Annotated in this window: 14 protein-coding genes; 9 read left to right on the top strand and 5 right to left on the bottom strand. The window is 61.1% G+C overall.

What is annotated here, in order from left to right:
* Window positions 1–131: 131 nt before the first annotated feature.
* The 3 genes from ACSQ3F_RS14105 to ACSQ3F_RS14095 all read right to left on the bottom strand — a co-directional run bounded on the left by ACSQ3F_RS14105 (window position 132) and on the right by ACSQ3F_RS14095 (window position 2,358).
* Window positions 132–659, bottom strand: a complete 528-nt coding sequence (locus ACSQ3F_RS14105) for a lytic transglycosylase domain-containing protein (RefSeq protein ID WP_436100792.1) — start codon at window positions 657–659, stop codon at window positions 132–134.
* Between the two features lie 230 nt (window positions 660–889).
* Window positions 890–1,654 (bottom strand): N-acetylmuramoyl-L-alanine amidase, encoded by a 765-nt coding sequence (locus ACSQ3F_RS14100; protein ID WP_436100791.1) that lies wholly within the window; start codon window positions 1,652–1,654, stop codon window positions 890–892.
* Window positions 1,651–2,358, bottom strand: coding sequence for a TerB family tellurite resistance protein (locus ACSQ3F_RS14095; RefSeq protein ID WP_436102152.1), 708 nt, complete (start codon window positions 2,356–2,358; stop codon window positions 1,651–1,653). Before ACSQ3F_RS14095 ends, ACSQ3F_RS14100 begins: the two co-directional genes overlap by 4 nt.
* Window positions 2,359–2,671: 313 nt before the next feature.
* On the opposite strand from ACSQ3F_RS14095, the gene ACSQ3F_RS14090 reads away from it, so the two are divergent.
* From ACSQ3F_RS14090 to ACSQ3F_RS14075, 4 genes are all read left to right on the top strand, one after another.
* Window positions 2,672–3,547, top strand: a complete 876-nt coding sequence (locus ACSQ3F_RS14090) for a DMT family transporter (protein ID WP_436100790.1) — start codon at window positions 2,672–2,674, stop codon at window positions 3,545–3,547.
* 101 nt (window positions 3,548–3,648) lie between these two features.
* Window positions 3,649–4,863, top strand: coding sequence for a pyrophosphate--fructose-6-phosphate 1-phosphotransferase (locus ACSQ3F_RS14085; RefSeq protein ID WP_436100789.1), 1,215 nt, complete (start codon window positions 3,649–3,651; stop codon window positions 4,861–4,863).
* A gap of 84 nt (window positions 4,864–4,947) precedes the next feature.
* A complete protein-coding gene (locus ACSQ3F_RS14080) occupies window positions 4,948–5,583 on the top strand; it encodes a LysE family translocator (protein ID WP_436100788.1) in 636 nt (211 codons plus the stop codon).
* Window positions 5,584–5,699: 116 nt separating this feature from the next.
* Window positions 5,700–6,686, top strand: coding sequence for a transglycosylase SLT domain-containing protein (locus tag ACSQ3F_RS14075; RefSeq protein ID WP_436100787.1), 987 nt, complete (start codon window positions 5,700–5,702; stop codon window positions 6,684–6,686).
* A gap of 43 nt (window positions 6,687–6,729) precedes the next feature.
* Here ACSQ3F_RS14075 and ACSQ3F_RS14070 read toward each other — a convergent pair whose 3' ends face one another.
* Window positions 6,730–8,079, bottom strand: a complete 1,350-nt coding sequence (locus tag ACSQ3F_RS14070) for a serine hydrolase domain-containing protein (RefSeq protein ID WP_436100786.1) — start codon at window positions 8,077–8,079, stop codon at window positions 6,730–6,732.
* A 372-nt stretch (window positions 8,080–8,451) separates the two neighbouring features.
* Between ACSQ3F_RS14070 and ACSQ3F_RS14065 the strand changes: the two genes are divergently transcribed.
* From ACSQ3F_RS14065 to ACSQ3F_RS14050, 4 genes are all read left to right on the top strand, one after another.
* Entirely contained in the window at window positions 8,452–9,702 is a 1,251-nt protein-coding gene (locus tag ACSQ3F_RS14065) for a DUF3419 family protein (protein WP_436100785.1), read from the top strand.
* Window positions 9,699–10,367 (top strand): class I SAM-dependent methyltransferase, encoded by a 669-nt coding sequence (locus ACSQ3F_RS14060; RefSeq protein ID WP_436100784.1) that lies wholly within the window; start codon window positions 9,699–9,701, stop codon window positions 10,365–10,367. Before ACSQ3F_RS14065 ends, ACSQ3F_RS14060 begins: the two co-directional genes overlap by 4 nt.
* 222 nt (window positions 10,368–10,589) lie before the next feature.
* A complete protein-coding gene (locus ACSQ3F_RS14055; RefSeq protein WP_436100783.1) occupies window positions 10,590–11,390 on the top strand; it encodes a glycoside hydrolase family 25 protein in 801 nt (266 codons plus the stop codon).
* Window positions 11,391–11,524: 134 nt separating this feature from the next.
* A complete protein-coding gene (locus tag ACSQ3F_RS14050) occupies window positions 11,525–12,733 on the top strand; it encodes a lytic murein transglycosylase (protein ID WP_436100782.1) in 1,209 nt (402 codons plus the stop codon).
* Here ACSQ3F_RS14050 and ACSQ3F_RS14045 read toward each other — a convergent pair.
* A complete protein-coding gene (locus ACSQ3F_RS14045) occupies window positions 12,720–14,126 on the bottom strand; it encodes a cation:proton antiporter domain-containing protein (RefSeq protein ID WP_436100781.1) in 1,407 nt (468 codons plus the stop codon). The two genes, ACSQ3F_RS14050 and ACSQ3F_RS14045, sit on opposite strands and share 14 nt — an antisense overlap.
* Before the next feature lie 95 nt (window positions 14,127–14,221).
* Between ACSQ3F_RS14045 and ACSQ3F_RS14040 the strand changes: the two genes are divergently transcribed.
* A complete protein-coding gene (locus tag ACSQ3F_RS14040; RefSeq protein WP_436100780.1) occupies window positions 14,222–15,157 on the top strand; it encodes a DMT family transporter in 936 nt (311 codons plus the stop codon).
* Window positions 15,158–15,298 lie beyond the last annotated feature (141 nt).

Here is a 15,298-nt window from a genome sequence, read left to right as displayed (position 1 = left end):
TGATGAAATCGAATGTTTTCGCCATGCCTTGCCATTTCTGAAACCGGCGGAGATAACATGGCATTTGCCGGCTGGCATCTGCGAACTTGAAAAATGCCGGTACTCAAAACCTTATCCGGCACCCGGACGGCTTAGTTGATGATGCTCTGGACCTTGCCGCAATAGCGGCGCGACACCGGATTCATCTTCTTGGCGCCGTGGCCGGCATTGTAGCGAAGGATCGTGCCGCAGGTGAAACCGCCGGACAGTTCATGCGCCATGGCAAGATATTTCATACCGAACTTGATGTTGGTCTCGGGATCGAACAGGCCGCCCTTGCCCCCGGTATAACCCATCATCCGGGCGGTCGCCGGTTTGATCTGCATCAGGCCGATTTCGCCGGCGCTGCCGCGTGCCTTGGGATTGAAGTTGCTTTCGATCTTGACGATCGCTTGGGCGAGATCGACCGGAACGCCGTATTGCTTCGCATAGGTCAGGATCAGGCCGCTATAGGCAGAAGTTCTCAGCGAGGCACCCGGCGCCGGATAACCCGTGGTTCTCGTAACTGGCTTGATGGAGGAAGTGATGGTCTTGTCGATGCCCCCGGCATACGACGTTTCAACCCCGGAAAAAAGCATGCAGAAGCATGCCGCAGTCGCAGCAAGATGCGATAATCTCATTTAGCTTGAAATCTCCACTTTCGGGCGCAGCAGCATGTGGGCGCACCCCGCCCTGCCGTCTTGCATTCCGATCTTCGTCATCAGCAGGAGGAGGCGTTGCACCTCGAAATCACCTGCAGCTCGGTACGGCCCCAAAAGACCCCGGCATCGTGACGATCATGTGGCAGTGCACAAATTTTGTGACAAGAAGGCTTCAGACGACCTTCAAAAACCGTCCCGGCAAACCCCGTTCAGCGGTTGAAATTCGGCAATGTGGACAAGAGCCGGTGGAGCGTATCGAGGGTTGAAATATCGGCGATGCCGTCGACCTGCAACTGGCGGAAATGGCGCTGGAAGGCGGCAATTGCACCCTCCGTCTTCTCGCAAAAAATGCCTGTCACTTCAATTTCGTAGCCGTAGAGCGACAGCATGGTCTGGACCGCTTCGACGGGCTGGCCCCGATCGCCCCTTTGGAAAAATCGTCCGCCGCCGATCGGGGTTGGCGGAACCCAGTGCCCGACGCCCCTCGAATGGAGCCGTTCCCAAGGAAATTTTTCTCCCGGATCCACCTTGCGAATGGGGGCCACATCGCTGTGCGCAAGTACCCTTTCCGGGGCAATCAACCAGCGCTTGCCACAGTCCCGACACAATTCAGCGACCGCCTCGATCTGCGCTGAGGGGAAATCCGGCAGTCCGCCAAGGTGGCCGGCATTGGCGATCTCGATGCCGATCGAGCGGGAATTGATATCCGTTTCGCCCTTCCAGACGCTCTTGCCCGCGTGCCACGCACGACGATCCTCGGCAACGAGCTGATCGACGCGACCGTCCTCATGGACGAAGTAGTGGCTCGAAACCTGGCTCTCCTCGCAACAGAGCCAGTCGAGCGCGGCTTGCGCCGTCTCCATGCCGGTATAGTGCAGAATGATCATGTCCGGTTTCTGCCCGCCCGCCCTTTCGCCATGGTTGGGCGATGGCACGGCGCGCGCGGCCGGGTAGTCACAAGCGAAGTGCGTCATGCGGCGCGGCGTTCTTTCTCGATCGCCTCATAGGCGGCATTGAGCGCAGCCATGCGATCATTGGCGATCGCGTGCAATTCTTCGGGAACGCCGCGGGCGACCAGCATATCGGGGTGATTTTCCGATACGAGCACGCGGTAGCGCTTGCGGATCATCGAGAAGTCGTCCTTTGGCGAGACGCCGAGCACATCGTAGGGATTGGCATCGGACGTGTGAACATGGCGGGCCATGATCTCCTGAAACCGCTCATCCTCCATGTGGAAGATTTCCGCCACACGCGTCAGGAACCCGATCTCCTTTTCGTGCAGGGCGCCATCCGACTTGGCGATATGAAAGAGCCCGTCGATGATGTCTTCCAGCACCGGGCAGTTCTGCTCGCAGGAAGCGCAGAGCGATGCCATCTTCTCGGCATAGGCCTCGTAACCGGCGACGTCCTGACGGGCGAGATTGTAGAGCCGTGCAACGTTCTGGGCCTGATCGTCCGGAAACTTGAAGATATCGCGGAAGGCAGACACCTCGGCCTCGGTGACGATGCCGTCGGCTTTTGCCATCTTGGCGGACAGCGCGATCATGGCGACGGAGAAAGCCACCTTGCGGCGGGTCTCCGGGTCGCCTTCGAACAGCGTCCTGATCGCCTCGACCACACCGGCAAGCGCATTGCCCGTCGCGGTGACGATGCTGAGGATGCGATCCCAGAATGACATAGGCACGTTCTTTCCCTTGATTGCTGATCCACATTGCTTTCGGGCGGCGGCGGCATGGGCAAGGCGTCCATGCGCAGGTGCAAAGAGGCAGACACAGCGATGCGGCCGCAATAGGCGGGCAGCTCACGGAACAGCATGACCAGATGTTGACGCGGATTGCAAGGCATACAACCCGCCGAATCGGCCCAAATGACGAATTTGTGATGGCACCTCACTATTTTCCATTCATCGGGGTGATCCGTCGATCATGCAAATGAATTTGACTTTGATCCTGCCGGGATGCGAGCGAAAGTTGAACATTCCCGGAGTTCTCATGCGCATTTCCACCCACCCGCAGGCCATGGGCATGGCCCTTGGCCTGATCGGCGTCACGATTTTTGGCGCAACCTTGCCGATGACGCATATCGCTCTCGGCGGCTTCTCCCCCTTCTTCATCACCTTCGGCCGCGCCGTCATCGCCACGATCGCCGCGGGCCTGACGCTGCTCATGCTCGGCAAACGCTGGCCGAAGGGACAGGGCGCGATGCTGCTCGGCGCCGGCATCTGCGTGGTCTATGGTTTTCCGATCTTTTCCTCGACTGCGATGCAGACGATCCCGGCAAGCCATGGCGGCGTGATTCTCGGCCTTCTGCCGCTCCTGACTTCAATCTTCGCAGCGCTTGTCGACGGCGAGCGACCGGGGGCGGCCTTCTGGGCCTATGGTCTCGCCGGTGCCGCCATGGTGGTCTTCTTCTCCGTCCGTGAAAGCGGCTTTCATCTGCAGCTTGGCAACATCTGGCTATTCCTTGCCGCCGTTACCGCCTCTCTCGGCTATGTGCTATCGGCCAAGGTGTCGCGCATCATCCCGGGCTGGGAAGTGATTTCCTGGGCGCTTGTCATCACCTCGCCGCTATCGGTCGTCGCGACGCTTCTGGTGACGGCAAACGGCATTCACGCGCCTTCCAATGCAGAACTCGGCGCCCTCTCCTATCTCGGCCTGATGTCGATGTTCGGCGGCTTCGTCTTCTGGAATGCCGGCCTGGCTCTCGGCGGCATTGCCCGCGTCGCCCAGGTGCAACTCCTGCAGACCTTTGTCACGCTCACCGTATCGGCGGTGCTTCTCGGCGAAGTCATCAGCCCGGCGACGGTCGGCTTTGCGGTTGCAGTTGCCGTCATCGTCTGGCTCGGCCGAAAGGCGCGCATCGCATAACAACTGTCCAGTTGCCTAACTGGCGGCGTGTCATTTAACTTCCATGGGAATTGCGCTAGAGAGACCTCCGACGATCTTGCCGAAATCCCGAGGAGAAATTCATGCCCAAACAGAAAGTTGCAATGCTGACCGCAGGCGGCCTCGCCCCCTGCCTGTCCTCCGCCGTCGGTGGCCTGATCGGACGCTACACCGACATTTCTCCAGATATCGAACTCGTCGCCTATCGTTCCGGCTATCAGGGCCTGCTGCTTGCCGACCGGATCGAAATCACCCGCGACATGCGCGAGAAAGCCCACATCCTGCACCGCCACGGCGGTTCGCCGATCGGCAACAGCCGCGTGAAGCTCACCAACGCCGCAGACTGCGTCAAGCGCGGCCTGGTCAAGGAAGGCCAGAACCCCTTGCGGGTCGCTGCCGAGCAACTCGCTGCCGATGGAATCACTATTCTGCACACGATCGGCGGTGACGACACCAACACAACGGCAGCCGATCTCGCCGCCTATCTTGGCGCCAATGGCCACGACCTGACCGTCGTCGGCCTGCCGAAGACCGTCGATAACGACGTGGTGCCGATTCGTCAGTCGCTCGGCGCCTGGACGGCGGCCGAATACGGCGCGAAGTTCTTTGATCATGTCAGCAACGAACAGAGCGCTGCCCCGCGCACGCTGGTCGTCCATGAAGTCATGGGCCGTCACTGCGGCTGGCTGACGGCTGCAACCGCCCGCGCCTATATCCAGATGACCGACGACAAGGAATTCGTCGACGGCTTCATGATGAATGCCAAGATGAAGAACATCGATGGCCTCTACCTGCCCGAAACCGCCTTCAATATCGAAGCAGAAGCCGACCGGCTGCGCGCCACGATGGACAAGGCGGGTTTCGTGACGCTGTTCGTCAGCGAAGGCGCCTGCCTCGACGCCGTCGTCGCCGAACGGGAAGCGGCTGGTGAATCTGTCAAGCGCGACGCGTTCGGCCATGTGAAGATCGACACGATCAATGTCGGCGGCTGGTTCTCCAAACAGTTCGCAGCCCTTCTCGGCGCCGAACGCTCGATGGTGCAGAAATCCGGCTACTACGCCCGCTCGGCGCCTGCCAACGTGGACGATCTGCGCCTTATCCAGGGCATGGTCGATCTCGCCGTCGAAAGCGCGCTGAACAAGGTCTCCGGCGTCACCGGCCACGACGAGGATCAGGGCGGCAAGCTCCGCACGATCGAATTCCCGCGCATCCGCGGCGGCAAGCATTTCGATACGTCGGTGAAGTGGTTCGGCGACGTGATGGATGTTATCGGCCAGAAGTGGTCCCCGGCCCACTGATTCCCTGCTGACAAGGCCTATTGACGGCTCCGTTTGCGCATGGCTTCCTCGATGGAACGCCACGTCCAAACGGAGCCTTTTTTCATGTCGATCGAACATTGGCTGGCCTTCGTCGTCGCCTCGTCCATCCTGCTTGCGATTCCCGGCCCGACCATTCTGCTGGTGATCTCCTACGCGCTTGGGCACGGACGCAAGGTTGCGAGCGCAACGGTTGCCGGTGTCGCTCTTGGCGATTTCACGGCAATGACCGCCTCGATGCTCGGCCTTGGTGCGCTGCTCGCCACTTCGGCTGCGATTTTCACGGTTCTGAAGTGGGTGGGCGCCGCCTATCTCATCTGGCTCGGCATCAAGCTGTGGCGCACGCCGATCGCGGCCGAGGCCACGGACGGGACGATGGCGGCTCCGGCCGAGCGGCCTTTGCGGATTTTCCTGCACACCTATGTCGTCACGGCGCTAAACCCGAAAAGCATTGTCTTCTTCGTCGCCTTCCTGCCGCAGTTCCTCGATCTCAGCCGTCCGCTGTTCAACCAGATGCTGATCTTCGAAACGACATTTCTGGTGCTCGCCACTGTCAACGCAGCTGCCTATGCGCTGATGGCCTCAGTCGCCCGCAAAACGATTCGAAAGCCGAAGGTTCAGGCCATCGTCAACCGGACGGGCGGCTCGCTGCTGATCGGCGCAGGCCTGCTGACGGCGGGCCTGCGGCGTGCCGGCGCCTGAAAAGGCGTCCCGTGCTTGCGGTTCCCTGCCCCATGAGTTAATGAAGTTTTGCACATGGCGGCTTTTGGCTGCTGATTTGCGAGGGCTGCGGGGCCTGACAGCACGAAAGCGACAGCATGGCTAATTTCCGTTTTTCCGTTTCAAAACCGGCTGTTACGGCCTGTGCTCTAGTCTCGGTGGCACTTGCGAGCGGTTGTTCGAGCGTCGAGCGAACGCCGATGGAACAGTTGATGGCGGTGCAGACGGTGACGCCGCTGCCAAAGCCCGGAACGGAAATGACGGCTTACGCTCTGCCGACCCCGGATGGCGCAGCGACCGCGACGGCCGCAGCGCTGGCGGCCGAAACAGCGATGATGAAGCCCGGCGAGAATCCGTCGGCAACGCCGGTCGGCGCCAACAACGAAGGTATCCCGGCTACCGCTCAAGAAGCCGTAGCCGTCCCGACGGCAAATCCGCTCGTCACCCCTCAGGCATCGGCGACGGCACAGGCCGCTCTGCCGCAAACGGCGAACGCGATGGTCCCGCCGACCGCCGGCCAGACCGCGACTGCCCTGTCTCCACAGATCCCCGAAGGCATGATGATGGCCGCGATGGAATCGGATTTCGACACCGGCGAACCGGTTGGCCTCGAGACCTTGGTCGCCAAGCGCATGATCGTGCCCGTGCAGAAACCCTCGATGGCGGCGGCCGCACTTGGCAGTGCCAAGGACATGCTGGCGTCGCTGACTGGGGCCGAAAAGCCGACCAGCTCGCGTCCTGAGCTTGATCGCCTGATCGCATACTACGCCAAACTCAACAATGTTCCGGAAGAGCTGGTGCATCGCGTCGTGAAACGCGAAAGCACCTACAATCCGCGCGCCTATCACGCCGGCAATTACGGCCTGATGCAGATCCGCTACAACACGGCCAGGGGCCTTGGCTACGAAGGCCCGGCCGAGGGCCTCTTCGACGCCGAGACCAACCTTAAATATGCGACGAAGTATCTGGCCGGCGCCTGGATGGTGGCCGATAACCAGAACGACGGCGCCGTCAAGCTCTATGCCAGCGGCTATTATTACCACGCCAAGCGCAAGGGCCTGCTTGAAACGCTGGGCATGAAATAAAGCCTCTCAGTCAGCCAATATCACCGGATTTCTTCAGGGGCGGTCAATCGACCGCCTCAACTATTTTCGCCTCCAGTATGCGCACGTCATAGCCCGAGCTTGACGGCGTGAGCCCGAGGCGAACGACGGCAAGGTCGAGCGACGGGACCAGCATCACGGTCTGCCCGTCATGGCCCTGCAGCCAGTAGGCATCCGCAGGCAACGGCGGGCCGTCAACCTTTCCGAACTTCGTCCAGACATGCCCTGCCCCATAGCGTCCGCTTGATGCCTTCGTCGGTGTGCGCATGAAGGCAACAAAGTCCGGCGGCAGGATCTGCTCGCCGTTCCAACTGCCGTTCTGCAGCAGGAAGAGGCCGAACCGGGCCCAGTCCCGCGCCGTCGCATACATGTAGGAAGAGCCGACGAAAGTGCCGTGCGCATCCGGTTCCAGCACCGCGCTCGTCATGCCAAGCGGCCGGAACAGGGCCGCGCGCGGAAAGGTAAGAGCCTCGCGGATGCTGCCGAAGGTATCCATCCAGAGCCGCGAAAGAATCGTCGACGTGCCGCTGGAATAGCTGAAGCGTTCGCCCGGCTGCGCCTCGAGCGGTTTCGAGGCCGAGAAATTCGCCATGTCACCCTCGAGGAACAGCATCCGCGTGACGTCGGTCACATCGCCATAGTCCTCGTTAAATTGAAGACCGCTCTGCATGGCCAGAAGATCGCCGAGCTTTATCCGGTTGCGCGGATCGTTTCGCCATTGCGGCAGAAGTTCCGCTCGATCGAGCGCCATCTGCCCGTCCCTGATTCGCAAGCCGACCAGCGCTGCCGTTACCGACTTGGTGATCGACCAGCCGAGCAGCGGCGTCCCGCTGTTGAAACCTTCGCCATAGCTTTCCGCAATGATCCTGCCGTCCTTGATGACAACGATGGCGCGCATGCCGGGCCCGGTAAGCTGCGGATCCGTCAGAAGCGTCTGCACCGCAGGATTGACGTTCGTGCCGCTGCCGTCGGGCCAGGGGTTGCCCTCATCCGATTGCGGCGGCCTGCGGCGAAACTGCCGGTTGCCGGGAAACGCCGCGAACTCGCCCTCGGTGACATTGGTGCATCCGAGACCTTCGCGGTAGATCGCATGGCCCGGAGCCGCAAAGCCGAACATGCGGGCGGTGACCGCCTTGCGGGTTTCATCGACCGATATGTGCACAAGGCGCAAGAGAGGATTCCCGGGCGCCTGAACGTCTTCTGCGAGCACCGCATCGGCGTCGCGGCCGGCTATGAAAACATTCGAGCAGACGATCTTGGCGGCATAGCCATCGCCGACGCGCAGCAGTTCGGGCGGCATGACCACAAGCCAGCCGGCAATCGCCGCAACGGCAACGGGCACCGCGCCCGCGAGCCATAACAATCTTCTGCGCATACGCATCGCCCCTGCTTCGCCACCGCCACAAAAACAGGATTCCATGTCTTTAGGAAGGGTTTATGGCGATCACTTTGGTGCGAGAAATGTTTCTAACCTATTGATCGCGCCGCAACCTTGGCCGGTTCGCACCGCAAAATGGCGATCGCATCCTCTGCTGAAACCGGGCCGGAAATGAGGAAACCCTGGGCTTCAGAGGCTCCGAGCGCCCGCACGAATTCCACCTGCCCCTCGGTCTCGACCCCCTCGACCGTGGTCGAAACCTCAAAGGTGTCTCCGAGTTGGATGAGAAGTTGTATCGGCCGTCCGTCATCAAAATGTAGCGGACTCGTCTTAGAAGCTCGTCCCAACTTCAACAGATGGCAGGCTGACATGACCGATCTCGCCCCCGATGCAGGCTATGGCAAAAAGAACCGCAAGCTTAAAACCGCTCTGATCCAGCACAAGGCACTGACAGTCGACGGTTTGTCGGAACGGCTTTTCGGATTGCTTTTCACCGGTCTCGTCTATCCGCAGATCTGGGAGGACCCGGCTGTCGACATGGAGGCCATGCAAATCCGGCCGGAACACCACATCGTCACCATCGGCTCCGGCGGCTGCAACATGCTCGCCTACCTCTCCGCGGCACCCGAGCGCATCGACGTCGTCGATCTCAATCCGCATCACATCGCGCTCAACCGACTGAAGCTCGCTGCCTTCCGGCATCTGCCCGGCCATGCCGACATCGTCCGCTTCCTTGCCCGGCATGATATTGCCAGCAATGTGCAGGCCTTCGATATGTTCATCGCACCCAAGCTCGACAATGCGACGCGGAAATACTGGAACGGCCGCGGCCTGACGGGTCAGCGCCGCATCCGGGTTTTCGGCAAGAACATCTATCGCACCGGCCTGCTTGGCCGCTTCATCGGTCTCGGTCATCTCCTGGCTCGGTTGCACGGCATCGATCCGAGCGAGCTTGCCAATGCCCGCTCGATGCGTGAACAGCGCCAGTTCTTCGACGAGCGGCTGGCACCCCTGTTCGACCGCCCGGTCATTCGTTGGATCACCAGCCGCAAGAGCTCGCTGTTCGGGCTTGGCATTCCGCCGCAACAGTTCGACGAGCTTGCCAGCCTCAGCGACGAAAAATCGCTGGCAGGCGTGCTGCGCCAGCGTCTGGAAAAGCTCTCCTGCCATTTCCCGCTGAAGGAAAACTATTTCGCCTGGCAGGCTTTCGCGCGCCGCTATCCGATGCCGCATGAAGGCAAACTGCCGGTCTACCTGCAGGCCAGCCGCCACGAGACGATCCGCAACAATGCCGAGCGCGTCCATGTGCACCACGCCAGCTTCACCGAACTTCTGGCGAAGAAGCCGGCCGGGTCTGTCGATCGCTACGTTCTGCTCGATGCGCAGGATTGGATGAGCGACCGCCAGCTCAATGATCTGTGGACCGAAATTACCCGGACGTCGGCAGAAGGTGCGGTCGTGATTTTCCGCACCGCGGCCGAAGCCAGCATCCTGGAAGGTCGCGTATCGCAGGCCCTGCTCGGCCAGTGGCACTACGATGCGGACAAGTCGCAGGCGCTCAACCTCAAGGATCGCTCCGCCATTTACGGCGGCTTCCATATCTACGGGAAAGCGGCATGACGGCGATCGATACCGGCGTAAACACCACCCATGCCGAGCGCATGGACCGGATGTACCGCACGCAGCGGCATTTCTACGATCTGACCCGCAAGTATTATCTCTTCGGCCGCGATACGCTGATCCGGGAGCTTGATGCTCCGACCGGCGGCAGCGTGCTCGAAGTTGGCTGCGGCACCGGCCGCAACCTGGCGCTGATCGGACGGCGGTTTCCGCAAGCGCGTCTGTTCGGGCTCGACATCTCTGCTGAAATGCTCGTTTCGGCCGAGGCGAAACTGGGTAGGCCCGGGCGCACAAGGACGGTTCTGCGTGTCGCCGACGCGACTGATTTCCAGCCTTCGGAATTCGGCGAAACCGGCTTTGACCGCATCGTCATTTCCTATGCGCTTTCGATGATCCCGGATTGGGAGAAGGCGATCGACGCGGCGATTTCAGCGCTCAATCCCGGCGGCTCGCTCCATATCGCCGATTTCGGCCAGCAGGAACGCCTGCCGCGCCTGTTCCAGCGCGGGCTCCAGGCCTGGTTGAAACGCTTTCATGTGACGCCGCGCAAGACGATGGTAACAGTGCTCAACGGCAAGGCCACACAGCTCGGCGACACGGTCGAGTTCCGGCCGATCGGCCGCGGCTATGCCTGGCTTTTCACTTACACTCGCTCATCGAATTAAGCCGGCGCAAGCTCCGCGTAACGATCCCGCTCTAAAGCCGGATCGACCACAGCCCCGTGGCTACTTTCGGGTCTGAGGTGCAGCTTTGACAATTGCAGCTTGAAACTAACTCAATTTTTACGATGATATGGTGAAAATGAGGTTCACGCCTCCCGGGGGATTCACATCAGCGGATATCATCGTGTGGGGCAGCATCGTCGATCGTTTCAGAACGGGAACCTCATGCGCCGGCTATTCCTGGCTCTTCTGCCTATTGTGACGCTTCTTTCCGGCTGTACGTCGACAGATTACGACCTCGTCTCCACCGCATCGATCCCGCCCAAGTTCCAGGACAAGGATCCGCAGGATTTCGGCGCGCGTACGCCGTATAATCACAATATCCACGGCGTCGATGTCTCGAAGTGGCAGGGCGACGTCGACTGGGTCAAGGTGAAGGGATCCGGGGTTTCGTTCGCCTTCATCAAGGCGACGGAGGGTAAGGATAGGGTAGACGCGCGGTTCAACGAATACTGGCAGCGCGCGCGCGCCGCCGGCCTGCCCTATGCGCCCTATCATTTCTACTATTTCTGCTCGACGGCCGATCAGCAGGCCGACTGGTTCATCGCCAATGTGCCGAAGAGCGCCGTCTATCTGCCGCCGGTTGTCGATGTCGAATGGAACGGCGAATCGAAGACCTGCCGCTACCGGCCCTCGCCGCTGACTGTGCAGACCGAAATGAAGCGCTTCATGGACCGGCTGGAACAGCATTACGGCAAGCGCCCGATCATCTACACCTCGGTCGATTTCCACCGCGACAATCTTGTCGGCCAGTTCAACGACTATCATTTCTGGGTTCGTTCGGTCGCCAAGCACCCGACGGAGATCTACCCGGAGCGCCGCTGGGCCTTCTGGCAATATACCAGCACGGGCGTCATCCCCGGCATTGACGGCAGTGCCGACATCAACGTCTTCGCGGGATCGCCCAAAAACTGGAAAAACTGGGTGGCGGCCGTTTCGAAAGCGCGCGAACAGGTCGAGAATTGAGCCACTAAAAAAGGGCGTTTTCTTCTTTCCGCCCCATTGCCGTGCGACAGCCACTCTCATACTTTCTCCCAAACCGTGGCAGCCCGTTTTTCGGGCGCATCCGGCCGGTTCCGGCCTGACAACAAGGATTTGCGATGACACGCGGCACACTGCGCTCCGTTCTTTCGATCGGATTTCTCACCCTTTTGACCTCGTCTGCCCTTGCGCAACAAGCGGCGGCGCCTGCTGCACCCTGCGGCGGCGACCTCGCTTCCTTCCTTCAAGGCGTCAAGACCGAGGCGATCGCCAAGGGTATCCCGGCAGAAGCAGTCGACCGCGCGCTCGCCGGTGCGGCGATTTCCGAGAAGGTGCTGGGCCGCGACCGGGCGCAGGGCGTCTTCAAGCAGAGCTTCACCGAATTTTCCCAGCGCACCGTCAGCAAGGCGCGTCTGGATATGGGCGCGAAGAAGATGAAGGAATATGCCGCCGTCTTCGAACAAGCGGAAAGGGAATTCGGCGTTCCAGCTCCGGTGATCACGGCGTTCTGGGCGATGGAGACGGATTTCGGCGCCGTTCAGGGGGATTTCAATACCCGCAACGCGCTCGTCACGCTGGCGCATGACTGCCGCCGCCCGGAAATGTTCCGCCCACAGCTGATCGCCGCAATCGAGATGGTCCAACACGGCGATCTTGATCCGGCAACGACCACGGGCGCCTGGGCCGGTGAAATCGGACAGGTGCAGATGCTGCCCGAAGATATCATCGCTCAGGGCGTCGACGGCGATGGCGACGGCCATGTGAACCTCAAGCAAAGCTCGCCGGATGCGATCCTGACGGCCGCGAAGTTCATCAAGAGCCTCGGTTTCACGGCCGGCCAGCCCTGGATCCAGGAAGTTATCCTGCCGGAGAACCTGCCCTGGGAGAAGACCGGGCTGCAGTCCGGCATGACCGCCGGCGACTGGTTCGCACTCGGCGTCAAGCCGCGCGACGGCAGCACCGCGTTCGCTCAGCTCGCTGCGTCAATCGTCATCCCGCAGGGGCGCCACGGCGTCGCCTTCATGACCTATCCGAACTTCAACATCTATCTCGAATGGAACCAGTCGTTCATCTACACGACTTCGGCCGCCTATTTCGCCACCCGCCTTGCCGGCGCACCGCCCTATGAGAGCCGCACCCCTGAACAGGGTCTGAGCGACGAAAACATGAAGGCCCTGCAGGCGAAGCTGCAGACCATGGGCCACGATGTCGGCAAGATCGATGGCATCCTCGGTTCCGGTACGCGCGCCGCGCTGCAGAAGGAACAGCTGCGCCTCGGCCTGCCTGCTGACGGCTGGGCGACGGAAGCCGTTCTCAACGCTCTTTGACGTCTGCCTCGCGCTCATCGTGCAAACGCGCCTGCCGCCGGTGGTGGCGGGCAAGCCGGAAGGCGCGATACCGCAGCCTGAGCGACCAGCGGGCGTCCGCAAGCGCTGCTCCCCCTTTCGAGACCTCGCTCAATTCACGCGCATAGGCGATCGCAAAGGCCTTGCGGTAGGTCGAGAGATGTTCGGAAGCGATGTTCTCCAGCCGGTGCATCATGCTGACCCACAGCGGCGATACCAGAAGCGTGACGGCGGTGACGGCAATCGCGACCTTGTAGGTATCGAACTGCAGCACCCCGGCGCTTAAGCCCGCAGCCGCCAGCACGAAGGAGAATTCGCCGATCTGCGCCATCGACAGGCCGGCGATCAGCGCGATCTGCGGTGTCGATCCGGTCTTGCGCAGCAGGAAGATGTTGAGCACCGTCTTGGCGGCGATGACGATGAGCGCTGCACTCAGCACCGACCAGAAATTCTCGCCGATGAAGGTCAGGTCGATCAACAGCCCGATCGACAGGAAGAAGACCACCAGCAAAACACTCTGGATTGGCTCGATCACCGGGATGACGCGGCTGCGCAGGGTGGAATTGCCAATCACGATGCCGGACAGGAAGGCGCCATAGGCTGGCGACATGCCGGCAAGACCGGAAACCGACGCGGCGCCGAAACAGACGGCGAGCGCACCCAGCGCCAGAATTTCGACCTTGTCCTCGACCGCCTCGCTGAAGGGAATCCTGAGTTTCCCGTGCCGGCCGAACCACCACAGCAAAGCGGCGAGAATGGCAATGGCGATCAGCATCTTGACTGCGATCGTGCCGATGCGCGTCTCCTCGCCGCCCAGGCTCGAGACCAGGATCAACATCGGCACGACCGCGATGTCCTGGGCAATCAGCACGCCAACGGCGATCCGGCCGGTTTCGCTGCGCAATTCGCCCATGTCCTCGAGCATCTTCATGGCAACGACGGTGGACGACATGGCGATGACGAAACCGAGGATCAGCCCTTCTGCGAGGCTTGCCCCGGTAATCAAGGCAATCAGCCCGGCGGCCAGGATGGCGGCGATAACCTGACCGCCTGCGACGAGCAGCGCTTGGCGCAGGCTGAGCACGAAGGCCTTGATCGAGAGTTCCATGCCGATGAAGAACAACAGCACGACGACGCCCATCTCGGCAAGCAGCGTGACGTTGCCGCTCGAGGAGATGAAGCCGAATCCGGTCGGCCCGAGGGCAACGCCCGCCAGGATGAAGCCTACCAGCGGCGGCTGTCGCAGACGCAGGAAGCCCAGTCCCAGAAGCGCTGCGACCGCCACGACGATCGCGATGGGAATAAGCCCCTGGCCCTCATGCGCGGCGGCAGTGATGGATTGTGTCGTTAGAGGCTCCAGCAGATCGTCCTTCATGTCGATGGGCTAAGTTCAAGAATCGGGTGGATGAATCCCACGCCAAGCCATAACCCTCGTTATGTTCCGAATGAGGCAGGGGAAGGTCAAGTCGCATGCACGCAAAAACGGATGGTCTGCAGCATCGGATGACACTTGCCACCTGGGGCCTTCTGGCGCTGCTCGGGCTGATCTGGGGCGGTTCATTCTTCTTCGCGCGCATCGCCATCCAGCATGTGCCGGCCTTTACCCTCGTTCTATTGCGGGTGGCGCTCGCCGCGCTGGCCCTGCACATCTATGTCTTCGGACGCTACGACATCTACCGCGAACTCAAGGCCCGCTGGCCGCAATTCCTGCTGCTCGGGCTGATCAACAACGCCATCCCGCATACGTTCATCTTTCTCGGCCAGACGCAGATAGGTGCCGGCCTCGCAGCCATCCTCAACGCAACGACACCGGTCTGGACCGTTTTGATCGCCAATGCGCTGACCCATGACGAGAAATTGAGCGTTTCCAAGATCGCCGGCTGCCTGCTTGGCCTTGCCGGAACGGCCGTGCTGATCGGCCCGAGCGCCCTGCCCGGGCTGATGCAATCGGGCAGCAATATTCCCTTGTGGGCGCTGCTCTTCCCGGTCATCGCAGCGATCAGCTATGGTCTCGCGGCGACCTACGGCAAGCGCTTCAGGGGGCTTGCGGCGCCCGTGACCGCAGCGGGACAGCTGACCGCGTCGACGCTGATCATGTTGCCGCTCTCCCTGATCATCGACACGCCCTGGCAGCTGCCGGTTCCGCCGATGACCTCGGTTCTCGCCGTCCTTGCCCTGGCGCTGCTGTCCACTGCCTACGGCTATATCCTGTTCTTCCACATCATGAGCCGCGCGGGCGCAACGAACACCTCGCTGGTGACGCTACTGGTGCCGCCAAGCGCAATCCTGCTCGGTTTCCTGTTCCTTGGGGAAACACTTGAACCGACAGACGTCGCCGGCATGCTACTGATAGCCGTCGGACTGGTCGTTCTCGACGGCCGCATCCTGCCTAGCCGTCGAACCTGAAAATAGAGGAATCGGAATTGTCCGCAAGAACCGCGAACGTGTCTATTCGGCCACTCACAACGCATTTCAGTGCGTCACATTAACCAGATCGAAGACATTGTGAAAAAAATGTGGCAGCACGTAAAATCTCTTTTAATCAGA

Source organism: Pararhizobium sp. LjRoot238, from assembly GCF_964252955.1.
Taxonomy (GTDB): Bacteria; Pseudomonadota; Alphaproteobacteria; order Rhizobiales; family Rhizobiaceae; genus Pararhizobium.
The sequence above is the reverse complement of the archived record's forward strand: the minus strand, read 5'-3'. Positions and strand labels throughout refer to the sequence as shown.